This is a genomic window from Bradyrhizobium sp. 159 (assembly GCF_023073795.1).
Taxonomy (GTDB): Bacteria; Pseudomonadota; Alphaproteobacteria; order Rhizobiales; family Xanthobacteraceae; genus Bradyrhizobium.
The window spans coordinates 176,100-192,703 of the sequence record NZ_JADPKE010000090.1 but is presented as its reverse complement, the minus strand read 5'-3'; the positions used below and the strand labels follow the sequence as shown (position 1 = coordinate 192,703).

At 64.9% G+C, this 16,604-nt stretch carries 17 protein-coding genes; 10 read left to right on the top strand and 7 right to left on the bottom strand.

The genetic code is table 11. The features are described from left to right. Window positions 1-174: 174 nt before the first annotated feature. Together IVA96_RS28760 and IVA96_RS28755 are read right to left on the bottom strand one after the other, a co-directional pair. Window positions 175-693, bottom strand: coding sequence for a MarR family winged helix-turn-helix transcriptional regulator (locus IVA96_RS28760; protein ID WP_018320040.1), 519 nt, complete (start codon window positions 691-693; stop codon window positions 175-177). Window positions 694-1,199: 506 nt separating this feature from the next. Beyond that, window positions 1,200-1,697: a DUF6163 family protein gene (locus tag IVA96_RS28755; protein WP_247277064.1), complete on the bottom strand. Its 498-nt coding sequence runs from the start codon at window positions 1,695-1,697 to the stop codon at window positions 1,200-1,202. 123 nt (window positions 1,698-1,820) lie between these two features. On the opposite strand from IVA96_RS28755, the gene hemB reads away from it, so the two are divergent. The 3 genes from hemB (at window position 1,821) to IVA96_RS28740 (ending at window position 4,532) form a co-directional block, all read left to right on the top strand. After that, on the top strand, window positions 1,821-2,885 hold the full coding sequence (gene hemB / locus IVA96_RS28750; protein ID WP_247277063.1) for a porphobilinogen synthase: 1,065 nt from the start codon (window positions 1,821-1,823) through the stop codon (window positions 2,883-2,885). Between the two features lie 211 nt (window positions 2,886-3,096). After that, window positions 3,097-3,636, top strand: a complete 540-nt coding sequence (locus tag IVA96_RS28745) for an RDD family protein (RefSeq protein WP_247277062.1) — start codon at window positions 3,097-3,099, stop codon at window positions 3,634-3,636. Window positions 3,637-3,755: 119 nt separating this feature from the next. Further along, window positions 3,756-4,532: an arginyltransferase gene (locus IVA96_RS28740; protein ID WP_247277061.1), complete on the top strand. Its 777-nt coding sequence runs from the start codon at window positions 3,756-3,758 to the stop codon at window positions 4,530-4,532. 140 nt (window positions 4,533-4,672) lie between these two features. On the opposite strand, the gene IVA96_RS28735 is transcribed toward IVA96_RS28740, so the two are convergent. Next, window positions 4,673-6,037 (bottom strand): Nramp family divalent metal transporter, encoded by a 1,365-nt coding sequence (locus tag IVA96_RS28735; RefSeq protein WP_247277060.1) that lies wholly within the window; start codon window positions 6,035-6,037, stop codon window positions 4,673-4,675. A gap of 164 nt (window positions 6,038-6,201) precedes the next feature. Here IVA96_RS28735 and IVA96_RS28730 point away from each other — a divergent pair, with 164 nt between their 5' ends. Further along, entirely contained in the window at window positions 6,202-7,446 is a 1,245-nt protein-coding gene (locus IVA96_RS28730; protein ID WP_247277059.1) for an MFS transporter, read from the top strand. A gap of 57 nt (window positions 7,447-7,503) precedes the next feature. Here the strand turns inward: IVA96_RS28730 and IVA96_RS28725 are convergent, their stop codons facing one another. Further along, complete coding sequence (locus IVA96_RS28725; RefSeq protein WP_247277058.1) at window positions 7,504-8,763, bottom strand: adenylate/guanylate cyclase domain-containing protein; 1,260 nt, start codon at window positions 8,761-8,763, stop codon at window positions 7,504-7,506. Between the two features lie 177 nt (window positions 8,764-8,940). Here IVA96_RS28725 and IVA96_RS28720 point away from each other — a divergent pair, with 177 nt between their 5' ends. Then, on the top strand, window positions 8,941-10,098 hold the full coding sequence (locus IVA96_RS28720) for an MFS transporter (protein WP_247277186.1): 1,158 nt from the start codon (window positions 8,941-8,943) through the stop codon (window positions 10,096-10,098). A gap of 31 nt (window positions 10,099-10,129) precedes the next feature. Beyond that, window positions 10,130-10,321, top strand: coding sequence for a hypothetical protein (locus IVA96_RS28715; protein WP_247277057.1), 192 nt, complete (start codon window positions 10,130-10,132; stop codon window positions 10,319-10,321). Here the strand turns inward: IVA96_RS28715 and IVA96_RS28710 are convergent. The 3 genes from IVA96_RS28710 to dmeF form a co-directional block, all read right to left on the bottom strand. Further along, window positions 10,318-11,196, bottom strand: a complete 879-nt coding sequence (locus IVA96_RS28710) for a DMT family transporter (protein ID WP_247420690.1) — start codon at window positions 11,194-11,196, stop codon at window positions 10,318-10,320. The genes IVA96_RS28715 and IVA96_RS28710 overlap by 4 nt on opposite strands. A gap of 180 nt (window positions 11,197-11,376) precedes the next feature. Continuing rightward, on the bottom strand, window positions 11,377-12,207 hold the full coding sequence (locus tag IVA96_RS28705; protein ID WP_247277055.1) for an N-acyl homoserine lactonase family protein: 831 nt from the start codon (window positions 12,205-12,207) through the stop codon (window positions 11,377-11,379). Between the two features lie 72 nt (window positions 12,208-12,279). After that, a complete protein-coding gene (dmeF, locus tag IVA96_RS28700) occupies window positions 12,280-13,248 on the bottom strand; it encodes a CDF family Co(II)/Ni(II) efflux transporter DmeF (protein ID WP_247277054.1) in 969 nt (322 codons plus the stop codon). A gap of 197 nt (window positions 13,249-13,445) precedes the next feature. Here dmeF and IVA96_RS28695 point away from each other — a divergent pair, with 197 nt between their 5' ends. The 4 genes from IVA96_RS28695 to IVA96_RS28680 all read left to right on the top strand — a co-directional run bounded on the left by IVA96_RS28695 (window position 13,446) and on the right by IVA96_RS28680 (window position 16,599). Then, on the top strand, window positions 13,446-14,264 hold the full coding sequence (locus tag IVA96_RS28695) for a chromate resistance protein ChrB domain-containing protein (RefSeq protein WP_247277053.1): 819 nt from the start codon (window positions 13,446-13,448) through the stop codon (window positions 14,262-14,264). Beyond that, window positions 14,264-15,649, top strand: coding sequence for a chromate efflux transporter (chrA, locus tag IVA96_RS28690; protein ID WP_247420686.1), 1,386 nt, complete (start codon window positions 14,264-14,266; stop codon window positions 15,647-15,649). Before IVA96_RS28695 ends, chrA begins: the two co-directional genes overlap by 1 nt. A 69-nt stretch (window positions 15,650-15,718) precedes the next feature. Continuing rightward, window positions 15,719-16,003, top strand: coding sequence for a hypothetical protein (locus IVA96_RS28685; protein WP_247277051.1), 285 nt, complete (start codon window positions 15,719-15,721; stop codon window positions 16,001-16,003). Window positions 16,004-16,161: 158 nt separating this feature from the next. Next, complete coding sequence (locus IVA96_RS28680) at window positions 16,162-16,599, top strand: nuclear transport factor 2 family protein (RefSeq protein ID WP_247277050.1); 438 nt, start codon at window positions 16,162-16,164, stop codon at window positions 16,597-16,599. Window positions 16,600-16,604 lie beyond the last annotated feature (5 nt).

Here is a 16,604-nt window from a genome sequence, read left to right as displayed (position 1 = left end):
AGATAAGCGCCGAGCCCGGAACTGGTTCCTCACGGCGAGACATTTTCTTCGCAGCGCAAAAAGTAAAGCGCACCGGTCCGGACGAATCCGGGCCGGCGCTCTGGGGAAGTTGAGGCACGTTCGGGCGGTTTGCCGGTCTTGTTTGGGGCCGGCTTGGCCTTAATCCCTTGGAACTCAGAGCCGATACAGGATCTGGTCGGTCCAGAACCGCTCGAGGCGGTGCAGCGACTTGTTGAGGGTCGAGAACTCCTCGCCCGAGATGCCGCCGACCTGCTCCACCGTCTTGACGTGCTTCTGGTAGAGCGCATCGACTATGCGGCGGACTTCCTGGCCCTGCGGGGTCAGGCGGATGCGCACCGAGCGGCGATCAACGCGCGACCGCTGATGATCGAGGAAACCGAGCTCGACGAGCTTCTTCAGATTGTAGGAGACGTTGGAGCCGAGATAGTAACCGCGCGTGCGCAGCTCGCCCGCGGTCAGCTCCTTGTCACCGATGTTGTAGAGCAAGAGCGCCTGGACCGAGTTGATGTCCGCACGGCCGCGGCGATCGAACTCGTCCTTGATCACGTCGAGGAGCCGGCGATGCAGCCGCTCCACCAGAGTCAAAGCTTCCAGATAGAGCGACTGCACCGAACCCTGCTGGCCGGAGACGCGCTCTGCGGTATCTGCCGCAGTTGCGACGGCTTTCATCATGACACTTCCCCTGTTGTCGTTTTTATCGACACTTATTCGACGAAACTTGTGTCCCGCCTGATAGGTGCAACTTAAGGGGCTCGTTTGAAGAACGGCTTAAATAAGAGAATAAAGAGATCATGAATTTAAGACAGTGAATTGCGGATTAAGCCTGTACTACAAGCACTTTTCGCAACACTCTGTTGACCCTCGCAAGGTCCTGTTCACCCTCCGTCCGCCCCCTTGTCGCATTCCAGCACAGCGGCGCCCCGTTTCGAAACGCGGGCGTAACAGCTGTGGCGGAACAATGCTGGTCAACGAAAACTTACCGCAAATTTTAGGCAACCAACGGTCAACCAAGTGCAACATCTCTTGTCCTGACAAGCGCCGCGAAGCAGGGCGCAGAGCCGGGACTCAGATGCCATAATCGGGACCGTAAAAAGATGCGGCGCGGCTCTACAAGCATTACGCCGCAAATGCAGCGCGCTGCATTGCGCCCGGGCACGAGAGCATTTCCGCGAAACGCGCTACGGCGGTCGTTCCCGCGCAGCCATCCAGGCGAGCGCGAGATAGGCGGCGAGCATGAACGCTTCGACACCGACCACGACCAGGCTGCCGCCGTAGATGCCGGGAAACATCAGCTCGATCACCGCCATCGACACCACGGTCGTCAGCCACACCACAGCGCCCCAGGGCGTCGCCAGCCAGAGACCAACTGCTGCGACGAGCTCGATCACGGCGAAGTAGACGGTTGCGGCCTGCCAGGCCATCGCCTGGTTCTCGAAGGCCTCGTCGTCGCCGCCGACGAAACCCGTCACTTGCGCCCAGTGATAGAGACCCTTCAGGATCGAGAGCAGCGCCATCACACGCAGGAACAGCACGAGCCGGCGCGTCCAGACATTGTCATCGGACGCAGAGCGCTCCGACGAGATCGCCGCCACCGACATCGCGCTATCCCTGGCGCTGTCTCTGGCATTGTCCCGGGCGCTGTCGCGGGCCGCATCGCGTGTGGAAATCTCGGACATGGCCCCCTTCTGGCTGCTTCGCCTCGCAAAATCAATCGGCTGCCATCCCTTGCGGCAGGTCAAGCCGCGGTGACGGGAACCATGCGAGCTGGTATAAGAATAATTCCAGCCGGAGGAAGAGTGATGGCGATCAAATACGGACGTCCGATCGAACTGCGCGAGGTTTCGCGCCGGGATGGCGCTAGCGCCTCCCCTGCCCTCGATCTGACCGTCCGCCCGCGCCGCAACCGCAAGGCCGAGTGGGCCCGGCGCATGGTGCGCGAGAATGCCATCACCACGGATGATCTGATCTGGCCGCTGTTCCTGATCGACGGCAGCGACAAGCGCGAGCCCGTCGCCTCCATGCCCGGCGTCGACCGCCTCAGCGTCGACCAGGCGGTGCGCGAGGCCGAGCGCGCCATGAAGCTCACCATCCCCTGTATCGCGCTGTTTCCCTATACCGACCCGTCCTTACGCGACGAGGAAGGATCGGAAGCGACCAACCCGAACAATCTGGTCTGCCAAACTGTGCGCGCGATCAAGAAGGAGTTTCCGGAGATCGGCATTCTCTGCGACGTCGCGCTCGATCCCTTCACCAGTCACGGTCATGACGGCCTGATCTCCGACGGCAAGATCTTGAACGACGAGACGGTCGCGGTGCTGGTGCGCCAGGCCCTGGTGCAGGCCGAAGCCGGCTGCGACATCATCGCGCCGTCGGACATGATGGACGGCCGCGTCGCCGCGATCCGCGAGGGGCTCGACTGCTCAGGCCTGCTCGACGTGCAGATCATGGCCTATGCGGCCAAATACGCTTCCGCCTTCTATGGCCCGTTCCGCGACGCCATCGGCTCGGCCAAGACACTCACCGGCGACAAGCGCACCTACCAGATGGACAGCGCCAATAGCGACGAAGCACTGCGCGAGGTCGAGCTCGACATCGCCGAGGGCGCCGACATGGTGATGGTGAAGCCCGGCATGCCTTATCTGGACGTGGTCCGCCGTGTGAAGGATACTTTTGCGATGCCGACCTTCGCCTACCAGGTCTCCGGCGAATACGCGATGATCGCGGCCGCGGCCAATAACGGCTGGCTCGACGGCGAGCGCGCGATGATGGAAAGCCTGCTCGCCTTCAAGCGCGCCGGCGCCGACGGTGTGCTGAGCTACTTTGCGCCGAAGGTCGCGGAGAAGCTGCGGGCGCAGGGGTCATAAACGCCCACCGCCTCTTTGATGTCGTCCCGGCGAAGGCCGGCCACCTGTCCTGGTCTTGGCCAGGACGACGGAAGCGTCGCGCCAGCGCGGCCTCCGCGCCGCTCCGCCGCCGAATTGCCGGAATATTTTCGCTTGTTGATCCCAGCGCGCCCTTGGCATGCGAACGGCCTGTTCCCATGTCCTGCCACGGGGGTTCGCTGGGAGAACGGACATGTCGGACTCGGGCAATTCAGGCGCCTGGCGCAACGACAGCGGCGTGCAGCCGCACGCCTACGATCCCTATCTGCATCCGGAGCTGTTCCGCGGTGTTGCGACGCGGCGGGTGTTCGCCTTCCTGGTCGACATGGTCGTGATCTCGGTGCCGGTGATCCTCGGCTATATCTTCATCGCCTTGTTCGGTGTGGTCACGCTCGGCATCGGCTGGGCGCTGTTCTGGATCGCCTGGCCGGCCTCGGTGGTCTGGGCCATCGTCTATTACGGCGCCAGCATCGGCGGCCCTTCCTCCGCGACAGTGGGCATGCGCCTGATGGATCTGGAACTGCGCACCTGGTACGGCGCGCCCGGCTACTTCGTGCTCGGCGCCACCCATGCGGTGCTGTTCTGGGTGACCGTCTCGTTCCTGTCGCCCTTCGTGGTGCTGGTCGGCCTGTTCAACGGCCGCCGTCGCCTGCTGCATGATTTCGTCTTGGGAACGGTCGTGATCAACAATTCGGTCCGCGTACCCGCGCCCCAGGCCGCAAGGACGTCCTGATCAAGGACCTATCAACCCGGATCTTCTAAGCTGACTGATCTGATCTGCCGAGCAGGCCAATTGACCCGGAGCTTCCGTAGCGCGATGCTGACACACAGTTCGGAGGCCCACGACGTCCCTTGACCCAGCACTCGCGCGATACCCCGCAATTTTACCTCACGGCGCCCTCCCCGTGCCCCTATCTGCCGGGCCGGCATGAGCGCAAGGTGTTTACGCACCTCGTGGGTGAGCGCGCCGGTGACCTCAACGATCTCCTGACCCATGGCGGGTTCCGCCGCAGCCAGTCGATTGCGTACCGTCCCGCCTGCGACCAGTGCCGCGCCTGCGTCTCGGTTCGGGTCGTCGCCAACGAGTTCCGGCCGTCCCGCAACTTCAGGAAAGTGCTGGCGCGCAACGCCGACATCATCGGCGAGCAGCGCAGCGCCGTTCCCACCTCCGAGCAATATTCGATATTCCGCGCCTATCTCGATGCCCGCCATCGCCATGGCGGCATGGCCGACATGACCGTGCTCGACTACGCCATGATGGTCGAGGACAGCCATGTCGAGACCCGCATCATCGAGTACCGCAAGCGCGGCCCCGACAGCGGCCTCACCGGCCGCGGCGAGGAACTGATCGCGGTGGCGCTGACCGACGTGCTCAGCGACGGGCTGTCGATGGTCTATTCGTTCTTCGAGCCGAGCCAGGTCAGCCGCTCGATGGGCACCTTCATGATCCTCGACCACATCGCCCGCGCGCGCCGGCAAGGGCTGCCCTACGTCTATCTCGGCTACTGGATCGAGGGCTCGAAGAAGATGGACTACAAGGCCCGCTTCCTGCCGCAGCAGCGCCTCGCGCCCTCAGGCTGGCTACGCGTCGACGCGCAGGGGGATGTGGCATCCGAGCCGCAGGATTAATTTAGCCGACGCGCACTGGTGTCATGCCCGCGAATGCGAGGCATCCAGTGCGCCGCGGCTTCTCCGTTCGATCGCAGGCTTCACCGAGTACGGGCCGCGCGGTCAAGCCAGGCGACGACAGCTGTGCATTCGGCGGACACTCACCCGAACAGCGTATCCGCCAGCAGCTTCACGTTCAAAACAACGATTACGCCTGCGACGATCCACGCGATCGCGGCGACTGACATCGGAATCGCGAACTTCCCCATCTTGCGGCGGTCGGAGACGAAGCGAACCAGCGGGATGACGGCGAATGGCAGTTGCATCGACAGCACGACCTGGCTGAACACCAGCAAATCGGCCGTGCCGCGCTCGCCATAGATCGCGGTGACGACGATCACGGGAATGATGGCAATGCCGCGCGTGAGCAGGCGGCGCGCCCAGCTCGGCAGACGCAGATCGAGAAAGCCTTCCATCACGATCTGGCCGGCGAGCGTCGCCGTAACCGTTGAATTGAGGCCGGAGGCGAGCAGCGCCACCGCGAACAGCGTCGAGGCGATGCCGAGACCGAGCAGCGGCGATAGCAGTTCAAAAGCCTGGCCGATCTCGGCGACGTCGGAATGGCCGCTTCTGTGGAAGGTCGCAGCAGCGACGATAAGGATGGCGGCATTGATGAACAGCGCCAGCATCAGGGCGATGGTCGAGTCCGTCGTCGCCCATTTGATCGCCTCGCGCCGGCCAGCGTCATTGCGCTCATAGGCGCGCGTCTGCACGATCGAGGAGTGCAGGTAGAGATTATGCGGCATCACGGTTGCGCCGATGATGCCGATCGCGATGTAGAGCATCTCGGAATTGGTGAAGATCTCGGTCTTCGGCACAAAGCCACGCAGCACCTCCGCGACCGGCGGCGCCGCAGCCACGATCTGGACCGCGAAGCAGACCGCGATGACGCCAAGCAGCGCGATCACGAACGCTTCGAGGAAACGGAAGCCGCGATTCATCAGGAGCAGCAGCAGGAAAGCGTCGAGCGCGGCGAGCAGCGCGCCGCCGATCAGGGGAATGCCGAACAGCAGCTTCAGCGCGATCGCGGTGCCGATGACTTCGGCGAGGTCGCACGCGATGATCGCCGCCTCGCAGGCAAGCCAGAGCAGGAAGTTCACCACGGGCGAATAGGTCGCGCGGCAGGCCTGCGCGAGGTCGCGGTCGGTGACGATGCCGAGCCGCGCTGCCAGCGACTGCAGCAGGATCGCCATCAAATTCGAGAGCAGGATGACCGAGAGCAGCGTGTAGCCGAACTTCGATCCGCCGGCGAGGTCGGTCGCCCAGTTGCCGGGATCCATGTAGCCGACCGAGACGAGATAGCCCGGACCGACGAACGCCAGCAGCCGCCGCCACCAGCGGCCGGCGGCCGGAATGGCAATTGTGGAATTGACCTCGGCGAGGCTCTTGGTGGTGGGCGCATCGGTGCGCCAGCCGGCGGCGTCTTGGCTCAAGTCTCGGGTCAGATGGGGTGATTGGGCATCCATGCCGGCAGAATACCCAACTTGCTTCTTATTGCAACTCATTTGCAACTGCATCTAGCCGCACCGGTTCTCAGCACAGACCCGTGGCCCTTGTCGGGAAGCGGGTGGGTTCGGCGGTTCTCGCGGGCGAACATGGGCGCAAATTCGCCTTTTGCAGGATATGAGCCATGTCAACGCCCCCGCGCCTCCCTGACACCTTCAACCGCCTCGCCTGGTCGAACCTCGCGGCGCAATCGGCCGAGCAGATCGCACTGGCCGCAGCGCCCATCGTCGCGGTGCTGACGCTGGGTGTCGCCGAAGGCCAGACCGGCCTGCTGCAGACCGCCCTCACCCTGCCCTTCGTCCTGTTCGCCATTCCTGCCGGCGTGCTCGCCGACCGCATCTCCCGCCGTTGGCTAATGGCGGGAGCCGAGGCGGTGCGGGCCGCCGCACTCGCGGCCATCGTCCTCCTGCTGGCGCTGGGGACGCTCGATTTGCCGCTGCTGGCGCTGCTCGGTTTTGCCGCGGTGTGCGGCACCGTCGTCTATAGTGTGGCGGCACCGGCGCTGGTGCCCTCGCTAGTGAGTTCGGACCTGCTGCCGGCGGCGAATGCGCGGATCGAGCTCGCGCGCACCATCGCGTTTGCGAGCGGACCTGCGCTCGGCGGCGTGCTCGTGGGCTGGTGGGGCGCAAGCCCGGCCTTCGGCTTTGCGGCTGCGCTGTCGGCTATCGCCGTGGTGCTGCTTGCCGGCATCTACGAGCCCGCGCGGGCAGCATCTCCGCGGCGCCATCCGTTCCAGGATATCCGCGAAGGCGCGGCCTTCGTGTTTCACCATCCGCTGCTGCGGCCGGTGTTCATCACCCAATTCATCTTCAACACCGGATGGTTCTTGCAGATCGCGGTGTTCGTGCCATACGCGGTGCGCCATCTCGGCCTGACCGCCGCCGGCGTCGGCACCGTGCTGACGATGTACGGCGTCGGCATGGTAATCGGCGCGCTGGTCGCCACCCGCGTGATGCAGCGCGTCGCGTTCGGCACCGTCGTCGGCCTCGGCCCCGTCACGGGCTTCGTCGCAGCATTGGTGATGGCGCTGACGGTGCTGGTCCCCTCGCCCTGGCTTGCGGCCTTGAGCTTCTTCCTGCTCGGCGTCGGACCGATCCTGTGGGTGATCTCGACCACGACGCTGCGCCAATCGGTGACGCCGCCGCGCCTTCTGGGGCGCGTCTCCGCCATCAACATCATGAGCTACGGCGCCCGCCCGCTCGGCTCGGCGCTGGGCGCAATCGTCGGCGGGTTCTGGAGCGCGGAGGCCTGCCTCTATCTCGCAGCGGCAGTGTTCGGCGTACAGGCCCTGGTGATCCTGCTGTCACCGGCGGTGGCGCTCGACCGGCAGCCGGACATGGTGAGGGACGAAGTGGTGGCGGGGTGCTGAAGTCCGGTCATTCCGGGGCGATGCGAGCATCGAGCCCGGAATGACTGGTGAAATCACCTAGCCCGCCAGATACCGCTCGTAGCTCCCCGTCACCGGCTCGCTGACATCGACGTCGGGATCGAGCGTGTAGAGATCCTGCGCGCGGCCGATGCCGCGCAGCGCGTAACGGCCGGTGGAGACGAGATAGCGGCGGCCGGCGGTGTCGAGGCCCTTGTAAAATTCCGAGGACGCCAGCAGTTCGCGATCGACCGAGCGGCTCATCGAGGCGATGCGACTGACTTCGTTGACGGTCGGTCCGACCACCGTGAAGTCGAGCCGGTCCTCGCTCCCGATATTGCCGTAGAAGACCTCCCCGACATGCAGACCGATATAGGCCGACGTGGTGGGACGACCGTCGGCCGCGCGGCGTGCGTTCAGCGCCGCGACGTTCTTGCGAAACAGATGCTCCGCCCGTAGCGCGGCGCGGCGCGCCGCCGCCATGTCCTCGCCGGTGAACATTGCAAGCACGCCGTCGCCGATCAGCTTCAGCACGTCGCCGCCCGCATCGTGGATCGGGTCGATCACGGCTTGCGCATAGTCGTTGAGGAACGGAATGATCTCGTCGGGACCGATGCTCTCGCTGATCCCGGTCGAGCCACGCAAGTCCGAATACCAGAGCACGGCGTTGATGCGCTCGGTGACGCCGCGCGAGATACGTCCACGCAGCACCTGCTCGGAGGCGTCCCGGCCGAGATAGACGCGGCCGAGCGTGCGGGCGATGTCGACCTGCTGTGCCGATTTGATCGCGAGCCCCAGCACCGGCACCAGATCGCGCAGGGCTTCGAGCTCGGGTTCGGAGAACCCGCTGTCACGACGCGTGGTCCAGCAGGAATAGAGGCAATCCATCAGGCCGAGCGCGCCGTTCTCGCCGAAGCGATGCACGAAGGCGAGATAGTGCTTGTGCCCCTTCTCGGCGAGCTCGCCGATCTGCGAGAAATCCAGCGACGGCGCGTCGGCGAGATCGATCACCATCTCGTCGTGGCCGTGCTCGAGCATGTGGAAGAAGACCGAGCGGCGCCAGCTCTTGGCTGCATCGCCTTCGGCAGTCGAGCCGTATTCGAACGCATCGCTCTCGTTGCTCGGCCGGTCGCTCCAGCGAAAGCCGCGCCCTTCATAAATCGGATGCAGCGTGTCGATGACGACGAGCCCGCGCGATAGTTCCAGCCCCTCGGCGCGGCAGCGCTCGCAGAAGCCACGCAGCAGTTCCGGTTCGGGCAGGCTGGTAAGGCCCTGGCCGGCGATCCAGTTCATCAATTCGAGGCGCGAGGTCAATTGCATGCGCCATTATGGCGTGCATTCGTGACGAGCGAAAGGCGCGAGCCACGCGCGGGCCGTGCGCAAGGCTCCCATCCCTTGCAGATCGAATATGTCGCAGGGGCGGTTGACGTGTTCGCCGCGCGCGCGGCAGATGCCCACAATGACGAGCTTGTCGGCAAGAATCGGAGCCACGCGCAGATGAGCCGGCGCCAGCTTCCGATCATCCTGGCGCTCGGCGCCACGCAGACCCTGGCCTGGGCTTCCAGCTATTATCTGCCGGCGCTGCTCGCCGATCCCATGGCGCACGACCTCGGCATTTCCTCCAACTGGATTTTTGCCGCGTTCTCGGCTTCGCTCGTGATCGCGGCGCTGCTCGGCCCGCGCATCGGGCGGCAGATCGATCTCGTCGGCGGACGGCAGGTGCTTTCGGCCTCGAACCTGACCATCGCCGCCGGCCTCGTCCTCCTCGGCCTCTCGCACTCGGTGGCGGTGATGGCGATCGCCTGGCTCGTGCTCGGCGTCGGCATGGCGATGGGCCTCTATGACGCCGCCTTCGCCGCTCTGGGGCGCATCTACGGCACCGAGGCGCGCAGGCCCATCACCGGCATCACGCTGATGGCGGGCTTCGCCTCCACGGTCGGCTGGCCGCTCACCGCCTGGGGTCTGTCCCATATCGGCTGGCGCGAGACCTGCTTTGCCTGGGCGGCTGCCAATATCCTGATCGGCCTGCCCCTCAACTTCTTCATGCTGCCGGTGATCAGGGGTGCGAGGCAGACGGCGGCGACCGCCGAGAAGCCGCATTTGCCGCTCGACCGCACCATGATCCTGCTGGCCTTCATCTTCGCCGCGGTCTGGACCGTCACCGGCGCGATGGCCGCGCATTTCCCCCGCATCCTGGAGACGACGGGCGCAACACCCGTCGAAGCCATCGCGGCCGGCGCGCTGATCGGCCCGGCCCAGGTCGGCGCGCGCATGCTCGAGGCGGGCTTCCTCAGCCGTTTCCATCCGCTGTGGTCGACGCGGCTCGCCTGCCTCACCCATCCGATCGGCGCGGTGGTCGTCGCGATCTTCGGCGGCGCTGCGGCGAGCGCGTTTGCGCTGTTCCACGGCTCCGGCAACGGTATCCTGACGATCGCGCGCGGCACGCTGCCGCTCGCGATTTTCGGACCAAAGGACTTTGGTTACCGTCTCGGCATCATCGGCGCACCGGCGCGGATGGCCCAGGCGGTGGCGCCGCTCGCCTTCGGTCTGCTGATCGACATCATGGGGGCCAAGGTGCTGATCGTCTCCTCCGCGCTCAGCCTGTCGGCGTTGGCGGCGTTGTTCCTGATCCGTGCCGGGCCGCGCCCGGATTGACCGCCCGGCCCCTTTCGCGCACAAGCGGGCCATGAGCGAAGACCCCGGCCCGCCACGCACGTTCAAAGGCCTCCTGCGCTGGGCGACCACGGCGCCCCAGGCCTGGGGCGTCTATCTCCTCGCCGTCCTGCTGGTCTGGCTGCTCTCGTTCTATGCCGGCACGCTGAAGCCGAAGAAGACGCCGGAAGCGAGTCCGCCCACGGTGACCGTCCCGCGGAGCTAGGCGGGCTTCGTCTCGCTGGTCGCGATCCAGATCCCGGCGAACACCGCAACCAATCCGACAAGCAGATGAGCCGTAATCGGCTCGCCGATGAGGAGCGCAGCAAGCAGAGCGGCGGCGATCGGATTGATCGTCATCGTGTTGGCGACGCGAGTCGGCGTTGCCCGCTCCAGCGCCATGACCCAGAGGATGAAGGCGAGTGCGCCGCCGCCAATGCCGAGATAGATGCCGGCAATCCACTGCGCCGTGGTGAAGTGCTCGAGCGCCGCAAAGCTGCCTCTCACCAGACCCGCCAGTACCAGCACGACGGCACCCGCACCCATGCCCACGGTGAGAAAGCCGAGCGCGCTCGAGCGCTGCATCAACGGACGCGACAATACGTTGTAGAACGCCATGCAGAACACGGCTGCAGTCATGATCAATTCGCCGCGCCAGACCCCTGGCGGACTGTGCGCCAGGCCGGTAGCCAGCGCTGCCGCCACGCCGAGCACGGCGATGCCGACACCGATGATCTTCCGCACCGTCAGCCGCTCGACGCCAAGGAGCGCCCCCACCACCATCGTGTGAAGCGGCAGCGTCGCGAGCGCAAGACTGGCGCGGGCAGCGGTCGTGTAGGACACCGCGATGTTGTAGAGGATGAAGAACAGACCGAAGAAGCAGATGCCGAGCAGCGCCACGGTCGGCCAATCGGACCGCTGCGGCCAACGCACGCCAAGCAGCAGCGCGCATGGCACGAGGCAGAGAAAGCCGATCCCCCAGCGCAGGATCGCGAGCATGATCGGATCGGCGCCGCCCACGAGATAGCGGGTAATAGCCGCCGCCGTGCCACCGAGGCTGCTCGACGCCAGCGCGATCGCAACCCCGGCCCATTCGCCCACCGCTGTCTCCTGTCGCGGAGCTTTTGGCGGGCCTAGCACGAAGCTGCTGCCATCGTCGTGGCAGCAGCTTCTTCACACGCCCAGCGCTTCCGGTCCGATGCGATCGGAACGGAAGCTCTGGATGCTTGTTTTGACGCGTTTTCTTGGCGCGAACCGGTGCCCACTTCGCTCGAAAACGCTCTACTCGTAAAACTCGGGCGCCATCTTCTGGCTGTCGCGCTGGGCCTTGTCGTGGTTGATCCAGAGCTGCGCTTTTTCCCTGGCGAGCGTGTCGGCAATCTTCTGCATCGAGGCCGCGCTCTGGTCCTTGTTGACGTTCATGCTCGGCACGCGGCGGTTGTCCCAATTGTCCTTGAAGTGGACGGCATCGCCCGACAGGATCACCGCGCCGGTTTTTGGCAGTTTCACCAGCAGCGACTGGTGTCCCGGCGTATGGCCGGGCGTGGATAGAATGGTCACGCTGCCGTCGCCGAACACGTCCTTGTCGCCTGCGAGCAGCTCGACCGGATGCGACGGCTTGAAGCGCGGCGCGTTGTTGGGCCCGGGCCAGTCATATTCGGCCTTCTGCACGTAGAGCATGGCCTGCGGAAACAGCTCGACATTGCCGGTATGATCGGGATGCGTGTGCGAGACGGCCACCACTTTGACGTCGTCGGGCTTCAGCCCGAGCTGTTCGAGCTGGGCGGCAAGCGTCTTCGGCCGGCGCCAAGTGACGGCTTTGGGATCGGCGGGCGCGAGTCCATTCGGCATCGCGGCGACGGAATCGGCAATGCCGGTGTCCCACAGGAACCAGCCCTTGGCGTGCTTGATGAGATAGCAGCTGTCGACGAAGTCCATCGTCTTGCCTTCGTTGAGGCCAGGCGTCCAGCGGGAGATGTCGCCGGCGGTGCCCTCGCCGCAATTGAGCACGTAGAGCTTTTCGACCCCGGTCTTCTCCGATTGCGCCAGCGCCGAAGGGCCGGGCAGAGCGAGTGCAGCGATGGCGAGCGCGAGCTTGATCCTGGGCATCATTGTTGTTCCTCCCGTACAGGGCGACGACCGAGGATCAACCCCGGCCCGTTCGCGCAATTCCCGTCAAGCAAATCAATGCGGGCAGGTCTCGACCTCGACCGTGACGTGGCTGAGGCCCTTTAGCCCCGCGAGCCGCCGCTTGTAGACGGCCGGCTGCTTCGGCTGGTCCGACACCACCGAGAGCAGCACGGCACAATGGCCGGGCCCCACCTGCCACAGATGCAAATCGGTGACGCGGTCGTCGCCAACTTCCATCCGCGCCCGGATCACCCGCTCCAGCTTCTCGTCGGCGCGCACGTCGAGCAGCACCGCCCCCGATGACTTGATCAGGCCGAACGCCCAGCTCGCGATCACGGCGCTGCCGATCAGCCCGACGGCTGGATCGGCCCAGACCCAGCCCGAATACATCGCGACGGCGAGTGCTGCGATCGCCAGCACCGAGGTCGCTGCGTCCGCCATGACGTGCACATAGGCGGCACGAAGATTGTTGTCGTGATGATGATGGTGATGGCCATGATCATCCTGGTCGTGGTCATGATCGTCGTGATGATCATGGGCGTGGCTGTGGCCGTGATGATGATCGTGGTTGCCGCGCAAGAGCCACGCGCTCGCGAGATTGACGCACAGGCCGAGCGCGGCGACCGCGATCGCCTCGCCATAGACGATCGGCACCGGCGTGATCAGCCGCAGCACGCTCTCATAGGCGATCTCGATCGCGATCAGGCCGAGGATGATCGCGCTGGAGAAGGCGGCGAGATCGCCGAACTTGCCGGTGCCGAAGGTGAAATGCGCATTTTTCAGGTGCCGGCGCGCAAAACGATAGGCAAAGGCGGCGATGCCGAGCGCCGCCGCATGCGTGCCCATGTGCCAGCCGTCGGCCAGCAGCGCCATCGACCCGAACAGCGAGCCGGCGACGACCTCGCCGACCATCATGACCAGCGTCAGGACGACCACGAGCCAGGTACGCCGCTCGTTCTCGTCGTGCTTGTCGCCAAGAAAGGCGTGGTCATGGGTCCATTGTTCGATGGAGTGGGAATGCATCGAATTCTCCAGAAGATTCAGGTCTGTCGGCCTGCAGTATAGACCGCCGAGGCGCGATTTTCTAAGGCCCAATCGTGCCGCGGATTGACAGTCCTGCTTAGTTTCGCTGTAATCGGCGCCATGGGGATTTGAGCGATCTCCCCACGAGGCGACACGCCCAAGCATCGCGTCCCGTTCGTTTCTTGCGAGGACGCATCATGTCTACTTTCACGACCATCTCATCTGACAAATTGGCACGGCTGGTCGGCACCGCGAACAGCCCGGCCCTCATCGATGTGCGCACCGAGGAGGATTTTGCCGTCGACCGGCGGCTGATCCCAGGCTCCATTAAGCTCAGTCACGACAAGGTGACGGACTGGGGCGGCGACTTCGCCGGCCGCCGGGCCATCGTCTCCTGCCTGCGCGGTGAAAAGCTCGCGCAGGGCGCGGCGGCGTGGCTGCGCCAGCTCGGCGTCGAGGCTGAGACGCTGGAGGGCGGCTTCGAGGGCTGGAAAGCGGCAAACCTGCCGCTGCTCGACACGCGCAAGCTGCCGCCGCGCGATGCCAGAGGGCGCACTGTCTGGGTCACGCGGGCCCGGCCGAAGGTCGACCGCATCGCCTGCCCCTGGCTGATCCGCCGCTTTGTCGATCCCAATGCGGTGTTCCTGTATGTGGCACCGTCCGAGGTGATCGGCGTCGGGGAGCGGTTCAATGCAGCTCCCTTCGACATTGAGAACGTGTTCTGGAGCCACCGCGGCGAGCTCTGCACCTTCGACGTCATGATCGAGGAATTCGGGATCGCCTCGCCACCCCTGCTCCGGCTGGCGACGCTGGTGCGCGGCGCCGACACCGCGCGGCCTGATCTCGCGCCAGAAGCGCCGGGCCTGCTCGCGGCCTCGCTCGGACTATCGCGCATGTATGACGACGACCTCGCGCAGCTCGAGGCCGGCATGCTGCTCTACGACGCCTTCTACCGCTGGTGCCGCGACGCCACCACCGAGACCCACAACTGGCCGACCAACAAGGTGAAGGCGTAATGGATATCCGCAACGTTCAAGCAGGAGCTGACGCCGGTCACGGGGTCAGCTTCAATGAGGCCTTTCGTGTCTGGCTCCGCGTCGCCTGCCTGAGCTTTGGCGGGCCCGCGGGCCAGATCGCGGTGATGCATCGTATTCTGGTCGAGGAGAAGAAGTGGATCTCTGAAGCCCGTTTCCTGCATGCGCTGAATTACTGCATGCTGCTGCCGGGACCGGAAGCACAGCAGCTCGCGACCTATGTGGGCTGGCTGATGCATCGCACCGCCGGCGGGCTGATGGCGGGCGGGCTGTTCATCCTGCCCGGCATCATCGCCATCATGGGCCTGAGTTACGTCTACGCCGCCTACGGCAATGTCAGCTTCGTCGAGGCGCTGTTTTTCGGACTGAAGGCCGCCGTGCTCGCCATCGTGGTCGAGGCCGTGGTCCGCGTCGGCAAGCGCGCGCTGAAGAACCGCATCATGATCGCGCTCGCGGCCGCGGCCTTCGTCGCCATCTTCTTCTTCGCGGTCCCCTTCCCGATCATCATCATCGCCGCCGGCATCATCGGCTATGCCGGCGCGCGCGCTGGCCGTCCGGAATTCGCACCGGCTGGTCACGGCCACGGCGGCAGCGGCGCCGCGATCGACAGCATGCTCGGCGAAGCTGTGCCTGAGCACGTGCGGCCCAATACGGCGCGCGCGATCCGCGTCGGCGCGCTGTGGCTGGCGCTCTGGCTGATACCGGTGATCGGGTTGTTGCTCGCTCTTGGGCAAGACAATGTGTTCAGCCAGATCGCACCGTTCTTCTCGAAAATGTCGCTGGTCACCTTCGGCGGCGCCTACGCCGTGCTGGCCTACGTCGCACAGCAGGCGGTCGAGCATTATCACTGGCTCAAGCCGCATGAGATGCTGGACGGCCTCGGCATGGCCGAGACCACGCCGGGCCCGCTGATCATGGTGCTCCAGTTCGTCGGCTTCATGGCCGCCTACCGCGACCCGAGCGGCCTGTCGCCAATGCTGGCGGCAACGCTTGGCGGCTTGCTCGCGACCTGGGTCACCTTCACGCCCTGCTTCCTCTGGATCTTTCTCGGCGCGCCCTATATCGAGCGCCTGCGCGGCAACACGGGATTGGCCGGCGCGCTCGGTGCGATCACCGCCGCGGTTGTCGGCGTGATCCTCAACCTCTCGATCTGGTTCGCGCTGCACACGCTGTTCCGCGCCACGGTGCCGGTGACCGCCTTCCCGTTCGACTTCGACATGCCGGTGCTGACGAGCGTCGACGTGCCGGCGCTGGTGCTGTCGATTGCAGCGGCCACCGCGATCTTCCGGTTCAAGCTCGGCATGCTCACAGTTCTCGCCGGCAGTTGTGCCGCGGGCGTGGCGATGCGGTTAGCGGGGGTAATTTAGGGCCTGCACCCACGAGTCCGTCGCGCCCGACTTGCCATCGGAAGGCGACGTTGAAGGCGACAGCGCTACATGGCGGTCTTGCCCAAAATGGCGAATTACACCGTGACCAGCGCAGGGATTTCCGGCCTACGTACTGTGCGCCGGCGCTCTCTCCCATTCGTCAACGTGGTTGACGGTAGTTGCCCGGAATTGCTGTTCCGCGAGCTATTGGATGGAGTCTTCGGGCAACCAGCCATGATCAATATGCCTTCGCAAAACTGGTCGTGGTGGTTGAAGTTCGGCGCATGTGTGACCGGCTGCATCAGCGGTGCCATGGCGCGCGATACGGACTCCCGAGGTGAACGGCGTCATTGAAGTTACCATCGCCTGCACCTCTTCCTTAATGAACCAATGGCCGGCCACAACGCGACCGGCGACGGTGTCGTCATGCCCGCGGGAGCGCAGCCGCGCCGGACGACCGGACTGATAATCTGATCAATCGGGAAAGGGATTATCCAACAGAGGAGTATCCTATGAAGTTGGCTCAAACATCAGCACTAGTCATTTGTCTGCTTGGCGCGCCAGGGATTTCGCTGGCTGCGGATGCCAAGGGGGATGTGGAGAAGGCATACGCCTCTTGGGATGCCGCATTCAACAAGCACGACGCAAAAGCCATCGGCGCTTCCTATGTCGCGACGGCAAAATTGATGCCGCCTACACATCAGGTGGCGTCAGGTCCGGCTGAGATCGAGAGTTTCTTTGCTGGACTGTTCGCGAACGGCGTGACGGGTCACAAGTTGGAGATGATTGACGCCGGCGGAGACGACAAGGTTGTGTTCGGGACAGCCAAGTGGAGTGCCACGGGTAAGGACAAGGAGGGCAAGCCGTCTCCATTGGGTGGTCTGGCGATGCACGTATTCGAACGCCAAGCCGATGGATCGCTCAAATTGAGGCTGCAAACATTCAACTAAAGCGG